Source organism: Pseudoxanthomonas sp. Soil82 (assembly GCF_040446535.1).
GTDB classification, from domain to species: Bacteria; Pseudomonadota; Gammaproteobacteria; order Xanthomonadales; family Xanthomonadaceae; genus Pseudoxanthomonas; species Pseudoxanthomonas kaohsiungensis.
In genome coordinates, this window is the sequence record NZ_JBEAAK010000003.1 from 168,291 (window position 1) to 192,067 (window position 23,777).

At 72.0% G+C, this 23,777-nt stretch carries 20 protein-coding genes; all 20 read left to right on the forward strand.

Annotated elements, in window-relative coordinates; translation table 11 throughout:
- Positions 1-69 precede the first annotated feature (69 nt).
- The 20 genes from ABKA19_RS09755 (at position 70) to flhA (ending at position 23,732) form a co-directional block, all read left to right on the forward strand.
- Positions 70-1,200 (forward strand): DegT/DnrJ/EryC1/StrS family aminotransferase, encoded by a 1,131-nt coding sequence (locus tag ABKA19_RS09755; RefSeq protein WP_353688732.1) that lies wholly within the window; start codon positions 70-72, stop codon positions 1,198-1,200.
- The gene (locus tag ABKA19_RS09760) at positions 1,197-2,501 is read left to right on the forward strand and encodes a CDP-glycerol glycerophosphotransferase family protein (RefSeq protein WP_353688733.1); all 1,305 of its coding nucleotides are present in this window, start codon (positions 1,197-1,199) and stop codon (positions 2,499-2,501) included. The genes ABKA19_RS09755 and ABKA19_RS09760 overlap by 4 nt, the downstream gene beginning before the upstream one ends.
- Positions 2,498-6,013, forward strand: a complete 3,516-nt coding sequence (locus ABKA19_RS09765; RefSeq protein ID WP_353688734.1) for a glycosyltransferase — start codon at positions 2,498-2,500, stop codon at positions 6,011-6,013. Before ABKA19_RS09760 ends, ABKA19_RS09765 begins: the two co-directional genes overlap by 4 nt.
- A 215-nt stretch (positions 6,014-6,228) precedes the next feature.
- Positions 6,229-6,606, forward strand: coding sequence for a flagellar hook-basal body complex protein FliE (gene fliE / locus ABKA19_RS09770; RefSeq protein WP_162375341.1), 378 nt, complete (start codon positions 6,229-6,231; stop codon positions 6,604-6,606).
- Between the two features lie 18 nt (positions 6,607-6,624).
- On the forward strand, positions 6,625-8,343 hold the full coding sequence (fliF, locus tag ABKA19_RS09775; protein ID WP_353688735.1) for a flagellar basal-body MS-ring/collar protein FliF: 1,719 nt from the start codon (positions 6,625-6,627) through the stop codon (positions 8,341-8,343).
- On the forward strand, positions 8,330-9,346 hold the full coding sequence (fliG, locus tag ABKA19_RS09780; protein WP_162375339.1) for a flagellar motor switch protein FliG: 1,017 nt from the start codon (positions 8,330-8,332) through the stop codon (positions 9,344-9,346). The genes fliF and fliG overlap by 14 nt, the downstream gene beginning before the upstream one ends.
- Positions 9,343-9,960 (forward strand): FliH/SctL family protein, encoded by a 618-nt coding sequence (locus ABKA19_RS09785; protein ID WP_162375338.1) that lies wholly within the window; start codon positions 9,343-9,345, stop codon positions 9,958-9,960. Before fliG ends, ABKA19_RS09785 begins: the two co-directional genes overlap by 4 nt.
- A complete protein-coding gene (gene fliI, locus ABKA19_RS09790) occupies positions 9,957-11,387 on the forward strand; it encodes a flagellar protein export ATPase FliI (RefSeq protein WP_353688736.1) in 1,431 nt (476 codons plus the stop codon). Before ABKA19_RS09785 ends, fliI begins: the two co-directional genes overlap by 4 nt.
- Positions 11,384-11,842 (forward strand): flagellar export protein FliJ, encoded by a 459-nt coding sequence (gene fliJ / locus ABKA19_RS09795; RefSeq protein ID WP_353688737.1) that lies wholly within the window; start codon positions 11,384-11,386, stop codon positions 11,840-11,842. The genes fliI and fliJ overlap by 4 nt, the downstream gene beginning before the upstream one ends.
- Complete coding sequence (locus ABKA19_RS09800; RefSeq protein ID WP_353688738.1) at positions 11,839-13,041, forward strand: flagellar hook-length control protein FliK; 1,203 nt, start codon at positions 11,839-11,841, stop codon at positions 13,039-13,041. Before fliJ ends, ABKA19_RS09800 begins: the two co-directional genes overlap by 4 nt.
- Before the next feature lie 276 nt (positions 13,042-13,317).
- On the forward strand, positions 13,318-13,848 hold the full coding sequence (locus ABKA19_RS09805) for a flagellar basal body-associated FliL family protein (RefSeq protein WP_353688739.1): 531 nt from the start codon (positions 13,318-13,320) through the stop codon (positions 13,846-13,848).
- 13 nt (positions 13,849-13,861) lie between these two features.
- Positions 13,862-14,881, forward strand: a complete 1,020-nt coding sequence (fliM, locus tag ABKA19_RS09810) for a flagellar motor switch protein FliM (RefSeq protein ID WP_162375333.1) — start codon at positions 13,862-13,864, stop codon at positions 14,879-14,881.
- Positions 14,878-15,216 carry a flagellar motor switch protein FliN gene (fliN, locus tag ABKA19_RS09815; RefSeq protein WP_353688740.1) on the forward strand — a complete coding sequence of 113 codons (339 nt, stop codon included), beginning with the start codon at positions 14,878-14,880 and terminating at the stop codon, positions 15,214-15,216. Before fliM ends, fliN begins: the two co-directional genes overlap by 4 nt.
- Positions 15,213-15,629: a flagellar biosynthetic protein FliO gene (gene fliO, locus ABKA19_RS09820; protein ID WP_502945757.1), complete on the forward strand. Its 417-nt coding sequence runs from the start codon at positions 15,213-15,215 to the stop codon at positions 15,627-15,629. Before fliN ends, fliO begins: the two co-directional genes overlap by 4 nt.
- Before the next feature lie 3 nt (positions 15,630-15,632).
- Positions 15,633-16,400 (forward strand): flagellar type III secretion system pore protein FliP, encoded by a 768-nt coding sequence (gene fliP / locus ABKA19_RS09825; RefSeq protein ID WP_353688741.1) that lies wholly within the window; start codon positions 15,633-15,635, stop codon positions 16,398-16,400.
- Between the two features lie 533 nt (positions 16,401-16,933).
- The gene (locus ABKA19_RS09830) at positions 16,934-17,203 is read left to right on the forward strand and encodes a flagellar biosynthetic protein FliQ (RefSeq protein ID WP_162375330.1); all 270 of its coding nucleotides are present in this window, start codon (positions 16,934-16,936) and stop codon (positions 17,201-17,203) included.
- Positions 17,204-17,220: 17 nt separating this feature from the next.
- Positions 17,221-18,015 carry a flagellar biosynthetic protein FliR gene (gene fliR / locus ABKA19_RS09835; RefSeq protein WP_353688742.1) on the forward strand — a complete coding sequence of 265 codons (795 nt, stop codon included), beginning with the start codon at positions 17,221-17,223 and terminating at the stop codon, positions 18,013-18,015.
- A gap of 202 nt (positions 18,016-18,217) precedes the next feature.
- Positions 18,218-20,422 carry an EAL domain-containing protein gene (locus ABKA19_RS09840; protein WP_353688743.1) on the forward strand — a complete coding sequence of 735 codons (2,205 nt, stop codon included), beginning with the start codon at positions 18,218-18,220 and terminating at the stop codon, positions 20,420-20,422.
- A gap of 80 nt (positions 20,423-20,502) precedes the next feature.
- Positions 20,503-21,648 carry a flagellar biosynthesis protein FlhB gene (gene flhB / locus ABKA19_RS09845; RefSeq protein ID WP_353688744.1) on the forward strand — a complete coding sequence of 382 codons (1,146 nt, stop codon included), beginning with the start codon at positions 20,503-20,505 and terminating at the stop codon, positions 21,646-21,648.
- A gap of 77 nt (positions 21,649-21,725) precedes the next feature.
- The gene (flhA, locus tag ABKA19_RS09850; RefSeq protein WP_502945774.1) at positions 21,726-23,732 is read left to right on the forward strand and encodes a flagellar biosynthesis protein FlhA; all 2,007 of its coding nucleotides are present in this window, start codon (positions 21,726-21,728) and stop codon (positions 23,730-23,732) included.
- Positions 23,733-23,777: the final 45 nt, after the last annotated feature.

The following is a 23,777-nucleotide window of genomic DNA, read 5'->3' on the forward strand; positions in this document are numbered from 1 at the left end:
GGCGGCACGGCGCTTGCATCGGCAGCGCTGCCGGCTCGGTGCCGGCATCGCGCCCCGGAGGGCCGCCGGATGAAAGCCAACAAGCCCATTCCCGTCACCAGCCCGCTGCTGCCGCCGCTGGAGGAATTCGTCCCGTACCTGGAACGGATCTGGGAGAGCCGGATCCTCACCAATGGCGGCAGCATGCACCAGGCCCTGGAGAAGGCCCTGTGCGCCTACCTGGGGGTGGAGCACATCGCCCTGTTCGCCAACGGCACCCTGGCCCTGGTCACCGCGCTGCAGGCGCTGCGCGTCACCGGCGAGGTGATCACCACCCCGTACTCGTTCGTGGCCACCGCCCACTCGCTGCTGTGGAACGGGATCAAGCCGGTGTTCGTCGACGTCGACCCGGTCACCCTCAACCTGGACCCGGCCAGGGTCGAGGCGGCGATCACCCCGCAGACCACGGCGATCCTGCCGGTGCACTGCTACGGCACGCCCTGCGACGTCGACGGCATCGACCGCATCGCCGAAAACTACAACCTCAAGGTGATTTACGACGCCGCCCATGCCTTCGGCGTGCGCGACGGCCGCGGCAGCGTGCTGCGCCACGGCGACCTTTCCGTGCTGAGCTTCCACGCCACCAAGGTGTTCAACACCTTCGAGGGCGGCGCGATCATCTGCCCGGATGCGCGCACCAAGCAGCGCATCGACCACCTGAAGAACTTCGGCTTCGTCAACGAGACCACGGTGGTGGCGCCGGGCATCAACGGCAAGATGAACGAGGTCTGCGCCGCCTTCGGCCTGCTCCAGCTCAAGCACATCGACCGTGCGCTGGAGCGCCGGGCGCAGATCGATGCGCTGTACCGGCGCCTGCTGGCGGGGATCCCCGGCCTGCGCTGCCTGCGCGCGCCCGCCGGCGTGGAGGGCAACCACGCCTACTTCCCGGTGATGGTCGGCGACGAGTTCCCGCTGCAGCGCGACGAGCTGTACCAGCGCATGCGCGACCAGCAGGTCCTGGTGCGCCGCTATTTCTACCCGCTGATCAGCGAGTTCCCGATGTACCGCGGCCTGCCCTCGGCGGCGGCCGACAACCTGCCGGTCGCCAGCGCCGCCGCGCGCCGGGTGCTGTGCCTGCCGATCCACCCCGACCTGGGCGACGCCGACGTGGAACGCATCTGCGCCCTGGTCGCAGCGCCGGCGCGGGTCCGCGCGGCGTGAGCGTGGCGGTGGCCAGCCCGCCGCCCTGGCGGCGGCGGATCACCCGCGCCTGGCTCGGGCTGCCGCTGCTGGCGCTGTGGCGGCTGCTGGACCTGCTGGTGCCCAAGCGGCTGGACCGCTGGGCCTTCTTCGCCCATCCGCTCAAGCCGGGCCAGTTCGTCGAGAACGCACGCGCGGTGTTCGAGCAGGTCAAGCACGAGCCCGGCCTGCAGCGCTGGATCTTCGTCCGCGGCGGCCACCGGCCACCGGGCATCGAGGAAGGCCCCGGCACCCGGATCGCCGACCTCGACAGCCTGGCCGGGCTGTGGGCGCTGGCGCGCTGCGGGGTGCTGTTGTTGACCAACTCCACCGCCATGGACATGTCGCTGGCCTGGCAAGGCGGCGGCTTCGCCGCGCCGCGGCCGTGGTTCGGTCGCCGGGTGGTGGTCAACCTGTGGCACGGCATCCCGCTCAAGCGGCTGTTCGCACTCGCCCACCCGCAGCAGCGCCACCACGGCGACCGCAACCGCTCGCGCCGGCGCGAGCGCCGGCACTACGACGGCCTGGTGGCGTCGTCCCCGGTGGACAGCCACGCCATGGCCGCGATCTTCCACCCGCTGCCGCCCGACCGGGTGTGGGTCACCGGCCTGCCGCGCAACGATTTCCTCCGCATGGACGAGGCCGCGCTGCCAGCGGCGCTGGCCGCCGAGCTGCAGCGGGTGCGTGTGCTGCGCCAGGGCCGGCGCCTGGTGCTGTACGCGCCGACCTACCGCGATGCCAGCGTGGCCCGCGACCTGTGCTATCGCTTCGGCGACACCGAGGTGCAACGGCTGAAACTGCTGCTGGAGCGCCACGGCGCCATGCTCGGGATGCGCGGCCACTACCTGGCCAACGCGCCTTCGCCGTTCGCGCGCGAACACTTCGACGGCCGCACCCTGGTCGACCTGGACCACGCCAGCTTCCACGAGCTGGCGCCGCTGCTGCGCGAGAGCGCGGTGGTGCTGACCGACTACTCCTCGGTCTACATCGATGCGCTGTACCTGGACCTGCCGGTGGTCAGCTTCGCCTACGACCTGGAGCACTACAGCCAGCGCCAGAACGGCCTGCTCTACGACATGGAGCTGGCCTTCCCCGGCCCGGTCGCGACCGACTTCCAGGCCTTGCTGGCCGCGCTGGAGGCCATCCTGTCGCGCCCGGCCTGCGTTCCGGACGAGCGCTACCGCGCCGCGCAACGGCTGTTCTTCCAGCACGGCGACGCCGGCAACTCGCGAAGGCTGGTCGAGCGCCTGCAGGCGGCCATCGCCGCGCGGAGCCGGCGATGAGCGGGGAACCGGCGATGCAGGGGCCGCTGGTCAGCGTGGTCATGCCCGCCTACAAGCCGACCTGGCTGCCGCAGGCGCTGGAGAGCGTGCGCCGGCAGACCTACCGGCCGCTGGAACTGGTGGTCTGCGACGACTCCCGCGACGGCCGCATCCAGGCCATCGTCGAGGCGTTCGCCGCCGGGGCCGGGTTCCCGGTGCGCTACTCGCGCAATCCCTCGCGCCTGTGGGAGACCCGCAGCACCGCGCGCGCCATCGCGATGAGCGCGGGCGAATACATCAAGTTCCTGCACGACGACGACGTGCTGCACGACGGCTGCATCGCCGCGCTGGTGGAGGCGTTCGCGCGCGCCCCGCAGGCGGCGCTGGCGACGGTGCGCAGGCGACTGGTGGACGAGGCCGGCGAGCCGCTGCCCGATACCGTGGCCACCGCCTTCCCGCCCGCGGACCTGCTGGTCGACGGCCACGACATCGCCTGCTTCCTCGCCGACCGCACGCTCAACTTCCTCGGGGAACCGAGCGCGGTCATGTGCCGGCGCGAGCCGCTGCTGGCGATGGGCGACGGCCTGTCGGTGCTGGACGGCGTGCGCGTTACCTGGGTCGCCGACCTGGCCCTCTACGTCAAGCTGCTGCGTTCCGGACCGGCGGCGATGCTGGGTGCGGCGCTGGTGGACTTCCGCGTATCGCCCGAGCAGTTCAGCCAGATCGGGCGCGACCGCCCCGGCATCGGCAATCCCGGCCACGAGGCCCTGCGCGCGGGCATCCGCTCGCTGGGCTGGTACCGCGGCGAGGATGGGTCGCGGCAGGTGGCGGCCGGTCCCCTCGACGGGTCCGCGCCGATGCAGCGGATCGACCTGGTCGATGCGCTCGAGCAGGCCCACGCGGCGAGGATGCCGCACTGGCACCGCGCCGATTGGCTGCGGGTACGCCGGCCGGCCGGCGTGCAGGCGGAACTGCTGGACGCGCACCTGGCGGCCGCTGCCCCTCCCCGCCTGGGCGTGCTGGTCGTGCCGGATGCGCGTGCACCCGGCGGCGCGCAGGCCACCGTGCACAGCCTGGCCGCGAACGCCCGGCCCGGCCTGCGGGTGCAGGCCAGGGTGGCGGGTGCGCCGGTCGACGCCGCCGGGTCCATCGACATGCAACCACTGCCCTGGGACGAACGCGACCCGGCCGGCGCGCTCAATGCCGCCATCGCCGGCTGGGACGTGGAATGGCTGCTGGTGGTCGAGGCCGGCACCGAATTCACCGCCGGCGGCCTGGCCCGCCTGGCGGTCGCGCTGGCCGCCAGCGGCAGCCTGCGCGCGCTGTTCGCCGACGAGTGGTACCGCGATGCCGCCGGCAACACGGCGCCGGCGCTGCGCCCGGACCTCAACCTGGACCTGCTGCTGGGCAGCCCCTGCGCCATGGCCGGGCACTGGGTGTTCCGCCGCGATGCGGTGCTGGCCGCGGGCGGCTTCGACCGCGCGCATGCCGGCGCCCACGAACTGGACCTGATCCTGCGCCTGCTCGAACGCGACGGACTGGACGGGATCGGCCACCTGGCCGAACCGCTGCTGGTCTGCGCGCCGCCGCGCCGCGCCGACGCCGCGCAGCGGAACGCGATCGCCCGCCACCTGCACGCCCGCGGCTACGAACAGGCGCAGGTCCATGAGGCCGGGCCCGGCCTGCACCGGATCGACTACGGGCACCCGGCCCAGCCCCGGGTGTCGCTCATCGTCCTTGCTCCGGACAGCCTGGCGGTGCTGGAGCGGTGCGTGCTCTCGATCCTCGAGCACACGGCCTGGCCGGACTACGAACTGCTGCTGGTCGACAACGCCAGCACCCCCGAGGTGCGCGACTGGATGCACCAGGTCGCTGGCCTCGCTGCCGGGCGCGTGCGGGTGGTCGCGACGACCGGCCCGCTCGCCCCGTCCGCCGCCCGCAATCTCGCCGCCGCGGACGCGAGCGGGGTCTTCTGCCTGTTCCTGGATGCGGACGCGGCGGCGGTGCAGCCGCAGTGGCTGCATGCCCTGCTCAACCACGGCCTGCGCCCGGAGGTGGGGATCGTCGGCGCGCGAACGGTTTCGGCCGACGGCACCATCACCCATGCCGGCCTGGTGCCCGGGCTGCGCGAGGGCGCTGGCCGGATGTTCCTCGGCAAGCCCATGCAGGCCGGCGGTTACATGGAGCGCCTGCGGGTGGCCCAGGACTGCTCGGCGGTCTCCGGCAGCTGCCTGCTGGTCGAGCGCGGCCTGTTCGACCAGCTCGGTGGATTCGACGCCGCCGCGTTCCCGGCCGGGGGCGCGGATGTCGATCTGTGCCTGCGCGCCGGCGCGCTCGGGCGGCTGGTGGTCTGCACGCCCGAGGCGCTGCTGCTGCACGGGCCCGACCCGGCGCCGCTGCCGGAACCGGCGTTCGATGCCCTGTGCGAGCGCTGGCTGCCGGCGTTGGCGCGCGATCCCGCCTACAGCCCCAACCTGCGCCTGGACGTGGCCGCTGGCTTCGAGCTCGAGCAGAGCGAGCTGACCTGGGATCCGCTGCCCTGGCGACCGCTGCCGCGGGTGCTGGCGCTGCCCAGCGATGGCCACGGCAGCGGCCACTACCGGGTGCTGCAGCCGTTCGCGGCGTTGCGCGCCGCCGGGACGATCGACGGTGCGGCATGCCCGCGGCCGCTGGACGTGGTCGAGGTCGAGCGCTTCGCCCCGGACGTGCTGGTGATGCAGCGGCGCGTGGCCGATGCCGACCTGGCGCGCCTGCGCCGGCTGCACCGCTTCTCCCCGGCCTTCAAGGTCTACGAACTCGACGACTGGCTGCCGGACCTGCCCGCGGCCAACATCCACCGCCGGCACATGCCGCGCGACGTGACCCGGCGCCTGCGCGAGGGCCTGGCCCATGCCGACCGCTTCGTAGTCTCGACCCCGGCGCTGGCCGAGGCCTGCGCCGGCTGGCATGCCGATATCCGGGTCGCGGAGAACCTGCTCGATCCGCGCCATTGGACGGCACTGCCGGCGCCGGGCAAGCGCGCCGGCAAGCCGCGGGTCGGCTGGGCCGGCGGGGTCAGCCACGATGGCGACCTGGCGGTGATCGCCGAGGTGGTCCGCGCGCTGGCCGGCGAGGTGGACTGGGTGTTCTTCGGCATGTGCCCGGAACCGCTGCGCCGCCACGTGGCCGAGTTCCACCCGGGCGTGCCGATTGGCCAGTACCCGCGGGCGCTGGCCGCGCTGGGCCTGGACCTGGCGGTGGCGCCGCTGCAGGACCATCCGTTCAACACCTGCAAGAGCAACCTGCGCCTGCTCGAGTACGGCGCCTGCGGCTACCCGGTGGTGTGCAGCGACCTGCTGCCCTACCGCGGCGACCTGCCGGCCACGCGCGTGCGCAACCGCCGGCAGGACTGGATCGAGGCCATCCGCATGCACCTGGCCGACCGCCCGGCCAGCCTCGCCGCCGGCCAGGCGCTGCGCGCGGCGGTGCGCCGGGACTGGATGCTGGAAGGCGCCGGCCTGGACGCCTGGCGTAGCGCCTGGCTGCCGGACTGAACCTTCCAGGCCCGCGCCCCTGTAGGAGCCGATCTTTATCGGCGACACGGGCGCCGGGACTATCTGGGTGCCCCCTTTGCCGAGTGGCGTCGGGTCGCCGATGAAGATCGGCTCCTACAACGGGGCACCCGCTCCCCCCAGCGCTCCGCCGGGAACCCGGCACCGTCGCGGCACGCCGCTTGCATCGTGGACGGCGTGCACCGCCCGGGGGTCCCATGACCGATTCGATCAGCTCCGTCCTGTCGCAGATCCGCGCCTACCAGAGCCAGCTGGGTCAGGCCCCGCGGGTGGCCGGCGACATGGCGCGCAGCGATGCGATCCAGGGGCTGCAGGGGCTGCAGGCGCCCGGCCAGGCCGGCGCGGTCTCCGGCCCGAGCTTCAGCGAGACCCTGCGCAGCGCGATCGACGGCGTCAGCGCCGCGCAGGAGAAGGCCGGCGCCTTGCAGCGCGCCTTCGAACGCGGCGACCCCGGTGCCGACCTGGCCCGGGTCATGGTCGCCTCGCAGCAGTCGCAGGTGGCGTTCCGCGCCACCGTGGAAGTACGCAACCGACTGGTACAGGCGTACCAGGACGTCATGAACATGCCGCTCTAACGCAGGGACCGGACCGCGATGGCGCTTTCGATCACCAAGGATTCGTTCAACCGCGAGCAGGCGACCGAAAAGGCCGCCTCGGCCGTGGTCAAGCTGCAGGAGATGCAGCTGGGCCGCAAGGCCGGCACGCTGCTGATGATCGCGCTGGCCGTGGCCGTCGGGCTCTACGTGTTCTTCTGGTCGCAGAAGCCGAACTTCAGCCCGCTGTACACCGGCCTGGACCCGAAGGCCACGGCCGAGGCCGCCGACCTGCTGCGCGCCGCGCAGATTCCGTTCAAGCTCGACCAGGCCACCGGCGCGATCTCGGTGCCCGAGGCCAACCTCCACGACGCGCGCCTGAAGCTGGCCGGCTCCGGCCTCACCGACAGCGGCCGGCTCGGTTTCGAGCTGATGGAGCGCGACCCCGGCTTCGGCGTCAGCCAGTTCGTCGAGAACGCCCGTTACCAGCACGCGCTGGAAACCGAACTGGTGCGCACCATCGCCACCCTGCGCCCGGTCCGCGACGCGCGCGTGCACCTGGCCATCCCCAAGCCGTCGGCGTTCACCCGCCAGCGCGAGGCCGCCAGCGCCTCGGTGGTACTGGAGCTGCGCTCGGGCGCGCTGCTGGAGCGCAACCAGGTCGACGCCATCGTCCACCTGGTGTCGTCCTCGATCCCGGACCTGGCGCCAGAGCGGGTCACCGTGGTCGACCAGAACGGGCGCCTGCTCAGCAGCAACAGCGCCGACAGCGAATCGGCGCTCAGCGCGGCCCAGTTCGAACAGGCACGCCGCCAGGAAACCTCGTACAACCAGCGCATCCGCGAACTGCTCGAGCCGCTGACCGGGCCGGGCCGGGTCAACGCCGAAGTCACCGTCGACATGGACTTCTCGGTCACCGAGGAGGCGCGCGAGCTGTTCAATGCCGAACCGCCGAAGCTGCGCAGCGAGCAGGTCTCGGAGAACAGCTCGGCGGCCGAAGGCCCGCAGGGCATCCCCGGCGCGACCAGCAACACCCCGCCAGGCGCGGTCGCCGCGCAGCAGGCCAATGGCACGCCGGCGCCTGCCGGTGCGGCTCCGGCCGCGGCCACTGCGGCGGCCGCGGCGCCGACGGAAACCTCGCGCAGCGCCACCCGCAACTTCGAGCTCGACCGCACCCTGCAGCACACCCGCCAGCCGGCCGGCCGCATCCGCCGGGTCACCGCGGCGGTGCTGGTCGACCACGTGCCGCGCCCGGGCAAGGACGGCAAGCCGGCGCTGCAGGCGCTCAGCGCCGAGGAAATCAAGCGCGTGGAGGACCTGGTCCGCCAGGCCGTGGGCTTCGACGCCGCGCGCGGCGACGTGGTTTCGGTGGTCAACGCGCCGTTCGTGCGCGAGGACGGCCAGGCGGTCGAGCCGGCGAAGTGGTGGGAGGACCCGCGCCTGCGCGACATCGCCCGCCTGGTGCTCGGCGCCCTGGTCGTGCTGGCGCTGCTGTTCGGCGTGCTGCGCCCGGCCCTGCGCCAGATCGCCGGCCCGGCGCCGAAGGCGAAGTCCCGCGCCGAGGCGCTGGCCGAGCAGACCGCCGAGGTGTCGCTGGTGGAAGACGAGTTGCCGGCGCTGGCCGACGACGTCGCCCAGATCGGCCGGAGCCGGCAGCCCATGGCGCTGCCGTCCGATGCCTACGAGGACCGCCTGCGCAACGCGCGCGAGGCGGTCAAGACCGACTCCAAGCGGGTCGCGCAGGTGGTCAAGGACTGGTTGGGAAATGAAGCCGCATAACGCCCACGAAGACCTCAACGGCGTGCAGCGCGCCGCGGTCCTGCTGCTGTCGCTGGGCGAGGCCGACGCCGCCGAGGTGCTCAAGCACATGAGCGCCAAGGAAGTGCAGAAGCTCGGCCTGGCCATGGCCACGATGAGCGGGGTCAGCCGCGAGCAGGTCATGCGGGTGATGGACGACTTCACCGGCGCGCTCGACAAGCAGACCTCGCTGGGCGTGGGCGCCGACGACTACATCCGCAACGTGCTGATCCAGGCGCTGGGCGCGGACAAGGCCGGCGGCCTGATCGACCGCATCCTGCTCGGCCGCAACACCACCGGCCTGGACACGCTCAAGTGGATGGACGCGCGCGCCATCGCCGACCTGGTCCGCAACGAGCATCCGCAGATCATCGCCATCGTGCTCTCCCACCTGGACGGCGACCACGCCGCCGACACCCTCAAGCTGCTGCCCGAGCGCACCCGCGCCGACGTGCTGCTGCGGATCGCGACCCTGGACGGCATCCCGCCCAACGCCCTCAACGAGCTCAACGAGATCATGGAGCGCCAGTTCGCCGGCGCGCAGAACCTGAAATCGTCGAACATCGGCGGGGTCAAGGTCGCGGCCAACATCCTCAACTACCTGGAGACCGGGCAGGACCAGTCGATCCTCGGCGCGATCTCGCAGGTCGACCAGGAGCTGAGCAACCGCATCCAGGACCTGATGTTCGTGTTCGACGACCTGGTCGAGCTGGACGACCGCGAGCTGCAGTCGCTGCTGCGCGAAGTGTCCGGCGAGCGGCTCGGCATCGCCCTGCGCGGCGCCGACGTCAAGGTGCGCGAGAAGATCACCCGCAACATGTCCCAGCGCGCCGCCGAGATCCTGCTCGAGGACATGGAAGCGCGCGGCCCGGTGCGCCTGTCCGACGTGGAGGCGGCGCAAAAGGAGATCCTCACCATCGTGCGCCGCATGGCCGACGAAGGCGTGATCGCGCTCAACGGTGGCGGCAGCGAGGAGCTGGTATGAGCGCGGCTGTCCGCTGGCTTGCACCGGACCTGGCGGCCGGCCCCCGGGCGGCCGCCGAGGCGGTGGCCGACGTGCCGGTGCCGCGCCCGCCCAGCCTGGAAGAGATCCAGGCGATCGAGGAAGCCGCGCGCCGCGACGGCTACGAGGCCGGGCTGGCCCAGGGCCACCAGGAGGGCTTCGCCCAGGGCCAGGCCGAGGTGCGTCGCCTGGCCGCCCAGATCGAAGGCATCCTCGACAACTTCACCCGTCCCCTCGCCCGCCTCGAGGACGAGGTCAGCGCCGCGCTGGGCGAGCTGGCGGTGCGCATCGCCGGCTCGCTGGTCGGCCGCGCCTACGATGCCGACCCGGTGCTGCTGTCGGACCTGGTCGGCGAGGCCCTCGACGCGGTCGGCGGCACCAGCCGCGAGGCCGAGGTGCGCCTGCATCCGGACGACATCCACGCCCTGGCGCCGCTGCTGGCGCTGGTCTCGGGCGCGCGCCTGGTCCCGGATCCGTCGCTGGGCCGCGGCGACCTGCGCGTGCATGCCGAAAGCGTGCGCATCGACGGCACCCTGGAGGCGCGCCTGCGCGGCGCGCTGGAAACGGTGATCCGCAAGTCGGGGAGCGGCGCATGACGCCGCCGCCCTCCCCGGCCAGCGAACACCCCGTCACCGGCGCGGTGCCGGCCGACTGGCTGGCCGCGCGCAACCTGCGCCTGGCCGCGCGGCTGGAAGGTATCGCGCTCGACACCGCCAGCGGCCGTGGCCTGATCCGCGAGGGCATCCTCCGCCGCGCGGTCGGCCTGACCCTGGAAGCGGTCGGCTGCGAGGCGCCGATGGGCGCGACCTGCAAGGTCGAAGTAGCGGACGGCGGCTGGGTCGAAGCAGAAGTGGTCGGCTTCGCCGGCGAGCGCACCTCCCTGATGCCCAGCGCCGAGCTGCACGGGTTGCTGCCGAACGCGCGGGTGGTGCCGGTGCGCCGCCGCGGCGGCGTCGAGGTCGGCGAAGGCCTGCTCGGCCGGGTGATCGATTCCGACGGCGTGCCGCTGGACGGCAAGGGCCCGGTCCGGGCCGAGGGCAGCGTCGGCATGGCCGGCGTGGCGATCAACCCGCTGGCTCGCGAGCCGATCATCCAGCCGCTGGACGTGGGCGTGCGCGCGATCAACGCCTTGCTGCCGATCGGTCGCGGCCAGCGCGTGGGCCTGTTCGCCGGCTCGGGCGTGGGCAAGTCCACGTTGCTGGGGATGATGACCCGCTTCACCGCGGCCGATGTCATCGTCGTGGGCCTGATCGGCGAGCGCGGCCGCGAGGTGCGCGATTTCGTCGAGACCACCCTGGGCGAGGAAGGCCTGCGGCGCGCCGTGGTGGTGGCCGCGCCGGCCGACCGACCGCCGCTGGCGCGCCTGCACGGCGCCTACCGCGCCACCGCCATCGCCGAGTGGTTCCGCGACCAGGGCCTGAACGTGCTGCTGCTGATGGACTCGCTGACCCGTTTCGCCCAGGCCCAGCGCGAGATCGGCCTGTCGGTCGGCGAGCCGCCGACCACCCGCGGCTACCCGCCGTCGGTGTTCGCCAAGCTGCCGGCGCTGGTCGAGCGCGCCGGCAACGGCGCGGCCGGCCGCGGCTCGATCACCGCCTTCTACACCGTGCTCACCGAAGGCGACGATCCGCAGGATCCGATCGCCGACGCGGCGCGCGCGATCCTCGACGGCCACATCCTGCTTTCGCGCCGGATCGCCGACGCCGGCCTGTACCCGGCCATCGACGTGGAGTCCTCGGTCAGCCGCGTGGTCCAGGACATCGCCGACGAGACTTGGCGCGAGCGCATCCGTGCGCTCAAGCGACTGGTCGCCGCCTACAACAGCAACCGCGACCTGATCGCGATCGGCGCCTACCAGCGCGGCAACGATCCGGTGGTGGACGAGGCGCTGGAGCGCTGGCCGGAGATCGTCGAGTTCCTCGGCCAGGACGTGGCCCGCGCCGCCGACCTGGAGCACAGCCGCGGCGCGCTCGCCGACCTGCTGCAGCGCAACCGGGCGCAACACAAGGAGAACGCCGCATGATGCAGTCCCGCCGCTTCGACCCCCTGCTGCGCCGCGCGCAGGACCACGAGGACGCGGTGGCCCGCGAGCTGGCCGAGCGCCAGCGTGCGCACGAGATGCAGGAATCGCGGCTGGCCGAGCTGCGCCGCTACGCCGAGGAATACGCCTCCAGCCAGATGGCGGCGATCAGCCCGGCGCAGCTGGCCAACCGGCGCGCATTTCTCGACCGCCTGGAGAGCGCGGTGGAGCAGCAGAGCCGCACCGTCGACAGCAGCCGCGAGCGGCTGGAGGCCGAGCGTACCCGGCTGCTGCTCGCCAGCCGTGACAAGCAGGTGCTGGAGCAACTGGCCGCCAGTTATCGCGCGCAGGAGCGCAAGGTCGACGAACGCCGCAGCCAGCGCGAGATGGACGACCTCGGCGCGCGCCGGGTCCGCGCCGCGCAGCAGGCCGGCGAAACGGAAGGAGAACCGCGTTGAACCTGTCGGTGATCGCCGGGACGGCCCCGAAGCCGCCGGCCAATGGCGGCGGCGCGCCGGCCTCGGCTTCGGGGAGCGGCGACGACGATTTCTCGCGCGTGCTCGGCCGCGCCGGGGACAGCGGGCCGCAGGCCGCCCGTGCGGGGACCGGCCCGTCGCGTCCGGCCTCGCGCGACGCGGCCCACTCGCGCGCCGATGCCGAGGCGCCCGCTGCGTCATCGCGGGAAACGGCTGCGAAGAACCCAGCTGCCGAAGCGCAGGCGTCGCCCGCGGACGCGGCCGGCGACAGCGCTACCGATACCGACGTCGCCGAGCGCGCCCCGACGCAGGCCGGCGAAGAGACCGGTGCGACCACCGACGGCTGGCCGCCCCCGGGACTGGCCAGCCTGCTGGCCGCCCCGCCGGTGCCGGCACCGGCCCCGCCGGCAGCCATGCCTACCGTCCAGGCTCCCGCGTTCCCCGCACAACCCTCCGCCTTGCCGACCCTGGACTTGCCGGCCGGACATTCCGTCGGCAAGGTCGCCTCCAGCCCGGGGCCCGCGCCCGTCGCCGGCACCGCCGGCACCGCTACGGCTCCCGCGCCGGCCGGACCCGCCCTGCCGGCCATGGCGGCCGGCGGCGAGGGTTCGGTACCCGCGCTCGTGCTAGCCGGTGCCGAGGCCAATGCAGCGGCCCTGCCGGAACCGTCACCGGCCGCCACGCCGTTCGCGCTCCACCTCACGCCGGCGCCGGGTCACGGCAATACCGCCGGCGCGACCGCGGTTCCGCTGTCGGCGCCGCACGACGCACCGGTGCCGCAGCTGCAGGGCGAAGGCTTCGCCGACGACATCGGCACCCATGTGCAGTGGCTGGCCGGGCAGAAGATCGGCCACGCCCACATCCGCATCGCGCCGCAGGAGCTGGGGCCGGTCGAGGTCCGCCTGCAACTGGATGGCGACCGCGTCCGCGCCGACTTCACCAGCGCCCAGCCCGAGGTCCGCCAGGCGCTGGAAAGCAGCCTGCCGCGCCTGCGCGAGATGCTCGGCCAGCAGGGCTTCGAACTGGCCCATGCCGGCGTCGGCCAGCAATCGCACTCCCCAGGCAATGGCAGCGGCCAGTCGCGCACCGGGCCAGGCGACGAAGTGGCCACCGCGGCGGACGACACGCCGACGCCGGCCCCGCGCACCCTGCGCCTGGGCCTTCTCGACGCCTACGCCTAGCGCCTCTCCCTTTCTGCAGGAGCCCATCCTCATGGGCGACCCGACGCAAGCCCGGCCAGGCGACTCCCGAAGGTCGCGCACGCCGCGCTCGCCCGGCGCCGCGGGCACACACAGTCGCGGTCGCGCGCAGTCGCGGTCGCCCATGAGGATGGGCTCCTACGGAAGCTGGGTCGCATCGCCCCCGTTCGCGCCCGCCCGCGGCCGGCGACGGATTCCCGTCTTCGCCACGGCACGCCGCTTGCATCCTGAACCGGGGACCTTCCTGGAGATCGACGCGTGGCCACCGCAGCCGACAAGAATTCACGATCCCCGGCGCAGAAGAGCGCCGCCCCGCCCGCCAAGGGCGGAAGCAAGCTGCCGCTGATCATCAGCGCGGTCGCCGTCCTGGCCGCCGCCGGCGCCGGCGGCGGCTGGTACTGGAGCTCGAGCAAGGCCGCCGCCGCCGAGCACGCGGCCGCCGAAGCGGCCAAGCCCAAGCTGCCCGCCCCCGCGCAGTACCTGGCCCTGGAACCACCGTTCGTGGTCAACCTCAACGGCGCCACCGGCGGCCCGCAGTACCTGCAGGTCGAGATCCAGCTGATGACCCGCGACGCGGTCGCGCTGTCGGACCTCGAGCGCCACGCGCCGGCGATCCGCGCCCGCCTGCTGATGCTGCTCGCCCAGCAGGATGCGCGGGGCATCGCCGATCGCGCCGGCAAGGAGAAGCTGCAGGCGCAGGCGCTGGCCGAGGTGCGCAAGCTGATGCGCGCCGAAACCGGCAAGCCCGGCGTCGAAGACCTGCTGTTCACCAGCTTCGTCACCCAGTAACCGGCGCGCCTCCATGAGCATCAACGACCTGCTGTCCCAGGACGAGATCGATGCGCTGCTGCACGGCGTCGACTCCGGCGCGGTCAGCACCGAGCCCGAGCCGGTCGACCCGGGGACGGCGCGCACCTACGACTTCGCCAGCCAGGACCGGATCATCCGTGGCCGGATGCCGACCCTGGAGATGGTCAACGAGCGTTTCGTGCGCCTGTGGCGGATCGGCCTGTTCAGCCTGATCCGGCGCTCGGCCGACCTGTCGGTGCGCGGCATCGACCTGGTCAAGTTCGGCGACTACATGCATTCGCTGTACGTGCCGACCAACCTCAACCTGATCCGCTTCAAGCCGCTGCGCGGCATGGGCCTGATCGTGTTCGAGCCCAAGCTGGTGTTCACCGTGGTGGACAACTTCTTCGGTGGCGACGGACGTTACCCCACCCGCATCGAGGGCCGCGAGTTCACCCCGACCGAGATGCGGGTGATCCAGCTGCTGCTCAAGCAGACCTTCACCGACCTGGTCGAGGCCTGGGCGCCGGTGATGGACGTGGAGTTCGAGTACATCAATTCCGAGATCAACCCGCACTTCGCCAACATCGTCACCCCGCGCGAGTACGTGGTGGTCAGTCGCTTCCACGTCGAACTGGAGGGCGGCGGCGGCGAGATCCACGTCACCCTGCCGTACTCGATGCTCGAGCCGATCCGCGAACTGCTCGACGCCGGCATCCAGAGCGACCGCATCGACCGCGACGAGAGCTGGAACAGCACCCTGCGCGAGCAGCTGATGCTGGCCGAGGTCACCGTCTCCAGCGTGCTGGCGCAGAAGCGCATCGACCTGCGCCAGCTCACCCGGCTGAAGGTCGGCGACATCCTGCCGATCGAGCTGCCCTCGAGCGTGCCGGTCTGCGTCGAGGACATCCCGGTGTTCACCGGCGAGTTCGGCCTGTCCCACGGCCGCAACGCGGTGAAGATCGTCCAGACCCGCCCGCCGGGCGCGCCCCAGCCGCGCACGGCCACCCTTTCCGAGGAATCGCCCGCATGAACACCCAGGAAGACTCCGCCACCGCGCTGGCGCAGTTCGACGCGCTGCAACCGGACGCGGCACTCGAGGCCCGCGACCTCAACCTCGACGTGATCCTCGACGTGCCGGTGACCCTGTCGCTGGAAGTGGGCCGCTCGCGGATGCCGATCCGCAACCTGCTCCAGCTCAACCAGGGCTCGGTGATCGAGCTGGAGCGCGGCGCCGGCGAACCGCTGGACGTCTACGTCAACGGCACCCTGATCGCCCACGGCGAGGTGGTGGTGATCAACGACCGCTTCGGCGTGCGCCTGACCGACGTGGTCAGCCCCAGCGAGCGGATCCGGAGACTGAGGTGAGCAGCGCACTGGCCGCCCTCGCCGTCGCCGCCGCACCGGCGGCGAAGGCCGCGGTGCCGGCCGCGCATGCGCCCTCCTCGCCGGGCCTGGCCGGGGCGCTCTTCGCCCTGCTGCTGGTGCTGGGCCTGATCCTGGGCCTGGCGTGGATGCTGCGGCGCCTGCCCGGCGCCGGCTTCCGCCCGGCCGAGGGCCTGCGCGTGGTCGCCAGCCTGCAGCTGGGGGCGAAGGAACGCGCGGTGGTGGTCGAGGTCGGTGGCCAGCAACTGCTGCTCGGCGTCACCGCCGCCGGCATCAGCCGCCTGCACGAGCTGCCGCAACCGTTGCCGCCGGCCGAGCCGCCCAAGCTCCCGAACCTGAAAGACCTGCCCAACTTCGCCCAGCTGCTGTCGCAGCGGCTGCGCAAGGACGCCTGACCCATGTCGCGCCGCACCCTGCTCCTGCTCGTCCTGCTCCTGCTCGCCCTGGTACCGGCGCTGGCCCTGGCCGCCCCCGGCGGCACGCCGCAGGTGCCGTCGCTGCCCAACCTGACCGTGGGCCGCATCGGCGACGCCCCGGTGAGCGTGCCGCTGCAGACCCTGCTGCTGATGACGGCCATCACCCTGCTGCCGTCGCTGCTGCTGGTCATGACCGCCTTCACCCGGATCATCATCGTGCTGGCGCTGCTGCGCCAGGCGCTGGGTACCGGCCAGACGCCGTCCAACCAGATCCTGGTCGGCCTGGCCCTGTTCCTGACCGCGATGATCATGATGCCGGTGTGGCAGAAGGCCTGGGATGGCGGCTTCGCGCCGTACCTCAACGGCGACATCGACTTCCGTACCGCCTGGGACCTGGGCACCGCGCCCCTGCGCGGCTTCATGCTGGCCCAGGTGCGCGAAACCGACCTGATGACCTTCGCCGGCCTGGCCGGCCACGGCACCTACGCCGGCCCGGAAGACGTGCCGTTCCCGGTGCTGGTGGCCTCGTTCGTGACCTCCGAACTGAAGACCGCCTTCGAGATCGGCTTCCTGATCTTCATCCCGTTCGTGATCATCGACCTGGTCGTGGCCAGCGTGCTGATGTCGATGGGCATGATGATGCTGTCGCCGATGCTGATCTCGGCCCCGTTCAAGATCCTGCTGTTCGTGCTGGTCGACGGCTGGGTGCTGACGGTGGGCACGCTGGCGGCGAGCTTCAACGGGGTCTGACGCCTTCGCACCTGCGGTCACGCGCGCCATCACCGAGGCCAATGCGCTTGCGGTTGCGGTCGATCTATTTGCTCTTGATGTCCCCGCCCGTAGAGCGAGCCGAGCATCGTTTGCCCTCGCTTCGCATTGGGCAGATCAAGCGCACAGCTTTCACTCGCTGCTTCGCATCGAGCGAGTCACTTTTCTTTGCTTGTGCAAAGAAGCGCTTTACAGCAGCCAAAGGCTGATCAAAGTAAACAAAAAAAGAAAGCACAGCCGGGGACGCGATCCGGCCGGCTGCGCCGGCCGGTTCCCTGCGCTTCTCGGATGACGGGGCATTTATCCCCTTTTCGGGACGCTGCCCAAACTCGCTTCGCTCAGACAAGGGCAGCTCTTCGGCCCCGCCATCCTGCGATGCTCGGCTCGCTTTACCGGCGGGGAAGTCAAAAGCGGAGGAGCTAGCAGCACTTGCAACGACAACAGCAACCACATCGACAGCGCTATGCGCCGGGATGCCAGCACCACACTGGCACCGTCCTTGCATCAGCCCGCCCATGAGCCCTGAACTTGCCCTCACCGAACTGCGCCGCGGCCTGGAAGTCGCCCTCTGGGTCGGTGGCCCACTGCTGGTCGCGGTGCTGGTGGTCGGCGTGGTGGTCGGCGTGGTCCAGGCCGCCACCCAGATCAACGAGCCGACCATCGCCTTCATCGCCAAGGCGGTGGCGCTGACCGCTTCGCTGTTCGCGCTGGGCAGCTTCCTGCTGGCCTACCTGGTCGACTACACCACCGCGCTGTTCCAGCGCATCCCGCACCTGATCGGCTGAGCCGGGCGCGCTGCACGATGGATCCGGCGACCGCCACCCTGATCGACGGCCAGCAGGCGTTCGGCATGATCGGCACGGTCATGTGGACCATGCTGCGCACCGGCGCGATGCTGATGGCGATGCCGCTGGTCGGCACCCGCGCCGTGCCGGTCCGGGTCCGGGTGCTGCTGGCCGGGGCGCTGGCGATGGCGATCGCACCGCTGCTGCCGCCACCGCCGGCCTCCGCCGGCATCGACGCGGCCACCGTCCTCGGCGTGGCCCGCGAGGTGGCCCTCGGGGTTGCGATGGGGTTCGTCCTGCGCCTGGTGTTCGAGGCCGGGGCCGTGGCCGGCGAGCTGGTCTCGCAGGGCATGGGCCTGGCCTTCGCACAGATGAACGATCCCCTGCGCGGCACCAGCTCGGGCGTGGTCGCGCAGTGGTTCTACCTGGCCTTCGGCCTGCTGTTCTTCGCCGCCGACGGCCACCTGGCGATGGTCGCGCTGCTGGTGCGCAGCTACCAGGCGCTGCCGGTCGGCACGCCCTGGAGCGACGTGGGCGGCAGCCTGGGCAGCATCGTCGAACTGTTCGGCGTCGTGCTGCGCGGCGGCCTGCTCCTGGCGCTGCCGGTGATGGTCGCGCTGCTGGCGACCAACCTGGCCTTCGGCGTGCTCGCCCGCGCCGCGCCGGCGCTCAATCCGATCCAGCTCGGCCTGCCGGTGGCGGTGCTGATGGGCCTGTTCCTGCTGGCGGCGCTGGCCGGGGAGCTGGCGACCCCGGTGCAGCGGCTGTTCGACGCCGCCTTCGAGGCCGGGGCCCGGGTCGCCTCGCCCTGACCGGCCCCGGCGGTAAAGCCCGGCGCCGGCGACGCCGATATCCCGGCGATGGCCGCCGCGGCGCGGCACGGAGCACCCGATGCGACGTTCGTCCCGGAACGGCCACCCGCCGTGCGGCACCGGCCCCGGCCGGGCCGAGCGGCGCTTTCCATTTGCCACGGGCCGCCGCATAGTGGCACCAGGCACTGGCGCAGGGGGCGTCATGCAGCGATGGACACGGCGCAATACGCGTGACGCGATCCTCATCGCGGTGGCCTGCTTCGTCCTTCCCCTTCCTCTGCTCAGGATTCCCTACTGGCCGGGCTTCGGGAGCGGGGCCACCGCGTCGCTGGCGCACCTGCAATGGGGCCTGCTGCTGGCGCTGGCGATGCTTTCGCCGCACAAGCTGTACTTCCGCATCGGCTATCTGTCGCTGTTCCTGGCCTGGTGCGTGCAGTTGCTCTGGCGCTCGCCGCCGGATGTCATGCAGCTGCTGTTGCGCTCGCTGCCGCTGTACGCGGCGATGTACGGCTGGACCGTGCTGTGCGCGCACTGGATGGGATGGCCGCGGCCGCCGGAGCAGGCGCGGATCCGCCAGCGCGACATCGTGCCGTTCGGCGCGATCGCCCTGGTCCTCTATCCGCTGGGCTGGGCGCTGGCCCACGCCCTGGTCAACGGCCTGTTCTCCGCCGTCAGCCCGCCCGACCTGCTCGCGCAGACGCTGCAGGTGGGATTCGCGCGCTTCTTCGGCGTGCTGTGCCTGACCTTGCCGCTGCTGCTGTTCTTCACCGGGCGCGACGAACCGGCGCCGATGCCCAGCCGCCCGCCGTGGTGGGAATGGGTATTGCTGGGCGCCTACTCGATGCTGCTGACCGCGCTGCTGTGGGCGCTGCCCGGCAGCGGCGAACATCCGCTCGGCGGCCTGCTCGACCAGCGCTTCATGCTCGCCGCACTGATGATCTGGGCGGTGCTGCGCCTGCCCTGGCGCTGGTCGGCGCCGCTGATCGCGGCGGTCACGCTCCTGCTCACCTACCTGGTCGGTGCCGGCACCCGCGTCGGCCTGCGCACCGACGCCCTGCACCTGCTGCAGATCGCCTTCGAGATGAGCGTGCTGCAACAGCTGATGGTGCTGACCCAGGTCATCGCCCGCGACAACCGCCGCGCGATCGCGCGCCTGGCCCAGGAAAGCCGCCGCGATGGCCTCAGCGGCGTGCCGAACATCAACGCCCTGCGCCACGACCTGGCCGATGGCGCGCTGGTGCCCACCGAGATCGCCTGCCTGGGGATCGAGCACCTGGACAACCTGATGGCCGGCTACGGCCTGCCTGCGCAGGAGGCCCTGACCGCGGCGATCCACGACCACCTGGCGCCGGACATCCGCGCCTATACCCTGGGAATGGGACGCTTCGCGCTGCTGCCCGCGGCCGGCGAGGTGTCGTGGAAGGACCTGCTGGCCCGGATCGAGCAGGTCGAGTTCAGGCTGGGCGATACCCAGGTCAGGCTCGAACCGCACCTGGGCGTGTGCCCGCTGCGGGACGGCAGCAGCCAGTCGCTGGACCTGGCGCTCGATGCGGCCTACGGGGCCATGCAGGCGGCGCGCCAGCGCGGCGAGACGGCGCCGGTGTTCGCCACCCCGGGGCTGAGCGACCCGGCCGCCCTCCGCGCCGTGCTCGAGACCCACTCCCTGGCGCTGTCGCTGCTGCGGCGGCGGCAGCTGGAACTGCACGTGCAGCCGATCCGCCGGCTCGCCGGAGGCGCGGCGCAGATGGGCGAGATCCTGTGCCGCCTGCGCACCGATGACGGCCGCCTGCTGATGCCGCGCGACTACATGGACGAGCTGGACGCCAGCCGCGGCGTGGTCGAACTGGACCGGGCGGTGATCGAGACCCTGCTGCCGTGGCTGCGCGAGCATGCCGACGCGATGCCGTTCCAGCGGCTGACCGTGAACCTGACCGGCCGCAGCCTGGTCTCGGAGAACTTCCGCAACTGGCTGCTGTACCAGCTCGACGTGCAACCCGGCACCGCCGAACGGCTGTGCTTCGAGATCACCGAGCGGGCGATCACCGGCGGCCTGGGCCAGGTGCGGCCGCTGTTCGACGGACTGAGCCAGCGCGGATGCCTGATCGCGCTGGACGATTTCGGCACCGGCATGCAGAGCTTCGAGCGGCTGCAGCAGCTGCCGATCGACCTGGTCAAGATCGACGGCGCCTTCGTCCGCAACGTCGCCCACAACGCCCGCGACCGCGACCTGGTGCAGGCGATGGTGACCATCGCCCGCGCCTACCAGGCCGAGACGATCGCCGAGTACGTCGAGGACGCCGACATCCTGGCCGCGCTGGAGCCGCTGCAGGTCGACTGGATCCAGGGCTACCACATCGGCCGCCCCGTGCCGCTGTCGACGCTGGACCTGACGCCCACCGGGGCCTGACGCGCCGCCGCGGCCGCTTCTGGAACGGCGCTTGCATCGCTGCTCCCGCAGCCCCGCTCCCGCGGGCACCGGAGCCGGCGATGGCCGAGAACGAGGACGGCCAGGAACGTACCGAACAACCTAGTGCCAAACGCCTGCGCGAGGCCCGCGAGAAGGGCAACATCGCGCGCTCGCGCGAACTGGCGACGGCGGCGGTGTTCGGCGCCGGCGTACTGGCGCTGATGGCGGCCGGGCCGATGATCGCCCGCGGCTCGCGCAACTGGATGCGCGGCGCCCTGCGTCCGGACCCGGCCCTGCTCGACCAACCCGGCCTGCTGTTCGGGCACATGGGCCTGCTGGTCCTGGAACTGGCCTGGGTGATGCTGCCGCTGGTGCTGGCCGCGCTGCTGGCCTCCTTCGCCGCGCCGTTGCTGATGGGCGGGCTGCAGTTCTCCGGCAAGTCGCTGGTGCCCGACCCGGGCCGCCTCAACCCCCTCAGCGGGATCAAGCGAACCTGGGGACCCGAGGGCCTGGCCGAACTGGCCAAGTCGCTGCTGCGCGTGGCCCTGGTGGGCACGGCCGCCGTGCTGACCCTGAGCCACGGCATGGACGTGCTGCGGACCATGCCCAACCAGAGCCTGGAGGACGCCAGCCGCACCGGCCTGCACTTCGCCGGGCGGCTGTTGCTGGCGACCGCCGGCGCGCTGGCGCTGCTGGCCGCGCTGGACGCGCCGTACCAGAAGTGGAACTGGCTGCGGAAGCTGAAGATGACCCGCCAGGAACTGCGCGACGAAATGAAGGAGAGCGAGGGCAACCCGCAGGTCAAGGGCAAGATCCGCCAGATGCAGTTCCAGCTGTCGCAGCGCCGGATGATGGAGGCGGTGCCGGCGGCCGACGTGATCGTGGTCAACCCGACCCACTACGCGGTGGCGCTCAAGTACGACGGCGGCAGCATGCGCGCGCCCACCCTGGTGGCCAAGGGCGTGGACGAGGTCGCGCACCGGATCCGCGAGGTGGCCGACCGGCACCGGGTGGCGATCGTCTCGGCCCCGCCTCTGGCACGCGCCTTGTATCGGGAAGGCCAGCTCGGCAAGGAAATCCCCGTGAGACTGTACGCCGCTGTCGCCCAGGTCCTCTCCTACGTCTACCAGCTGCGCGCCTGGCGCGCCGGCACCGCGCCCGCCTCGCCCGAGCTGGGCGAGGTGGCGGTGGACGAGTTCGCGCCCGGCCAGGGTGACCGGCGGTGAGCGCGGTGCCCGCCCCGCCGCTGTCGCGCCGCCTGCTCGAGCTGGCCCGCAACGGCCTCGGCGCGCCGCTGGCGGTGATGGCACTGCTGGCGATGATCGTCGTGCCGATGCCGCCGATGCTGCTGGACGCACTGTTCAGCGTGAACATCGCCATCTCGCTGGTGGTGCTGCTGGCGGTGGTCTACGTGCAGCGGCCGCTGGACTTCACCATCTTCCCGATCATCCTGCTGACCACCACGATGCTGCGCCTGGCGCTGAACGTGGCCTCCACCCGGGTGATCCTGCTCAACGGCCAGGGCGGCCACGACGCGGCCGGCAAGGTGATCGCCGCGTTCGGCGAATTCGTGGTCGGCGGCAACTACGCGGTCGGAATAGTCGTCTTCGCGATCCTGACCATCATCAACTTCGTGGTGGTGACCAAGGGCTCCGGCCGCATCTCCGAGGTCACCGCGCGCTTCATCCTCGACGCGATGCCCGGCAAGCAGATGGCCATCGACGCCGACCTCAACGCCGGCCTGCTGACCCGCGAGGAAGCCAAGGCCCGCCGCGAAGAGGTGCGCGAGGAAGCCGACTTCTACGGCGCGATGGACGGCGCCAGCAAGTTCATCCGCGGCGATGCGATCGCCGGCATCCTGATCCTGTTCATCAACCTCATCGGCGGCCTGGCCGTGGGCGTGCTCCAGCACGGCATGCCGGTGGCCGACGCGGCCTCCACCTACACCCTGCTGTCGATCGGCGACGGCCTGGTCGCGCAGCTGCCGGCGCTGCTGGTCTCCACCGCGGTGGCGATCCTGGTCACCCGCGCCTCGCGCGCGCAGGACATGGGCCAGGCGATGGTCGGCCAGGCCTTCGGCCAGCACAAGGCACTGGCGATCGCCGCCGGCATCCTGATCGTGGTCGGCCTGGTCCCGGGCATGCCCAATGTCGCCTTTTTGACACTGGGCGTGGCGCTGGCCTACGGCGCCTGGAAGCTGTGGAAGCGCAGCGAACTGGAGCAGGACGGCGGCGGCGAGATCGCCGGCGCCCTGCCCGCCCCCGGCGCCGGCGGCAGTGCCGAGCTGGGCTGGGACGAACTGCGCCCGGTCGATCCGCTCGACCTGGAGGTCGGTTACCGGCTGATCCCGCTGGTCGACAGCGGCCAGGGCGGCGAACTGATGGCGCGGATCAAGGCGGTGCGCCGCAAGCTGACCCACGAGATCGGCTTCCTGGTGCCGCCGGTGCACATCCGCGACAACCTGGAACTGCAGGCCAACCACTACCGGCTGCTGGTCCACGGCGTGCCGGTGGCCACCGCCGAGATCCATCCGGATCGCGAACTGGCGCTGGATCCCGGCGGCGCGCTGGGCGCGATCGAGGGGATCAAGGGCAAGGATCCGGCGTTCGGCCTGGACGCGACCTGGATCCAGCCGCACCAGCGCGCCCAGGCCGAATCGATGGGCTACACCGTGGTCGACCCGGCCACCGTCGTCGCCACCCACCTTTCCCACCTGGTCCGCGAGCACGCGCCGGAACTGCTGGGCCACGAGGAGGTGCAGGAACTGCTGGCCACCCTGGCCAAGCGCGCGCCCAAGCTGGCCGAGGACCTCAGTCCGAAGACGCTGTCGCTGTCGGTGCTGGTGCGCGTGCTGCAGAACCTGCTGGTCGAGCGGGTGCCGATCCGCCAGCTGCGCAAGATCGCCGAGGCGCTGGTCGAGCATGGCGCCCATACCCAGGACCCGGCCGTGCTGACGGCCGCGGTACGCAACTCGCTCGGCCGTTTCATCGTCCAGGAGATCGCCGGCGCCGCGCCGGAGCTGCCGGTGTTCACCCTGGCCGCGCCTCTGGAACGGGTCTTGCAGGATTCCGCGCAAGGCGCTTCCGGCGCCGCGCTGGAACCCGGACTGGCCGAGCGGCTGCAACAGAGCCTGGCCGATTGCGCGGGGCGGCAGGAGGCCCGCGGCGAACCGGCGGTGGTGCTGGTGCCGGCGACGGTCCGCGCCGCGCTGGCGCGGCTGGTCCGCCACAGCGTGCCCTCGCTGTCGGTGCTGGCCTACACCGAGGTGCCGGAAGACAAGCGGCTCAAGCTGGTCGGAACGATCAGCTGACCGACGGAACAAGAACGCGGTAACGAACGAGCGGGTAAGGAGCAG

What these genes read in the sequence shown, in the direction of transcription:
- ABKA19_RS09755 (WP_353688732.1), top strand. Translation starts at nt 70, where the DNA reads ATGAAAGCCAACAAGCCCATTCCCGTCACCAGCCCGCTGCTGCCGCCG.
- ABKA19_RS09765 (WP_353688734.1), top strand. Translation starts at nt 2,498, where the DNA reads ATGAGCGGGGAACCGGCGATGCAGGGGCCGCTGGTCAGCGTGGTCATG.
- fliE (WP_162375341.1), top strand. Translation starts at nt 6,229, where the DNA reads ATGACCGATTCGATCAGCTCCGTCCTGTCGCAGATCCGCGCCTACCAG.
- fliF (WP_353688735.1), top strand. Translation starts at nt 6,625, where the DNA reads ATGGCGCTTTCGATCACCAAGGATTCGTTCAACCGCGAGCAGGCGACC.
- fliG (WP_162375339.1), top strand. Translation starts at nt 8,330, where the DNA reads ATGAAGCCGCATAACGCCCACGAAGACCTCAACGGCGTGCAGCGCGCC.
- ABKA19_RS09785 (WP_162375338.1), top strand. Translation starts at nt 9,343, where the DNA reads ATGAGCGCGGCTGTCCGCTGGCTTGCACCGGACCTGGCGGCCGGCCCC.
- fliI (WP_353688736.1), top strand. Translation starts at nt 9,957, where the DNA reads ATGACGCCGCCGCCCTCCCCGGCCAGCGAACACCCCGTCACCGGCGCG.
- fliJ (WP_353688737.1), top strand. Translation starts at nt 11,384, where the DNA reads ATGATGCAGTCCCGCCGCTTCGACCCCCTGCTGCGCCGCGCGCAGGAC.
- fliM (WP_162375333.1), top strand. Translation starts at nt 13,862, where the DNA reads ATGAGCATCAACGACCTGCTGTCCCAGGACGAGATCGATGCGCTGCTG.
- fliN (WP_353688740.1), top strand. Translation starts at nt 14,878, where the DNA reads ATGAACACCCAGGAAGACTCCGCCACCGCGCTGGCGCAGTTCGACGCG.
- fliP (WP_353688741.1), top strand. Translation starts at nt 15,633, where the DNA reads ATGTCGCGCCGCACCCTGCTCCTGCTCGTCCTGCTCCTGCTCGCCCTG.
- ABKA19_RS09830 (WP_162375330.1), top strand. Translation starts at nt 16,934, where the DNA reads ATGAGCCCTGAACTTGCCCTCACCGAACTGCGCCGCGGCCTGGAAGTC.
- fliR (WP_353688742.1), top strand. Translation starts at nt 17,221, where the DNA reads ATGGATCCGGCGACCGCCACCCTGATCGACGGCCAGCAGGCGTTCGGC.
- ABKA19_RS09840 (WP_353688743.1), top strand. Translation starts at nt 18,218, where the DNA reads ATGCAGCGATGGACACGGCGCAATACGCGTGACGCGATCCTCATCGCG.
- flhB (WP_353688744.1), top strand. Translation starts at nt 20,503, where the DNA reads ATGGCCGAGAACGAGGACGGCCAGGAACGTACCGAACAACCTAGTGCC.
- flhA (WP_502945774.1), top strand. Translation starts at nt 21,726, where the DNA reads ATGGCACTGCTGGCGATGATCGTCGTGCCGATGCCGCCGATGCTGCTG.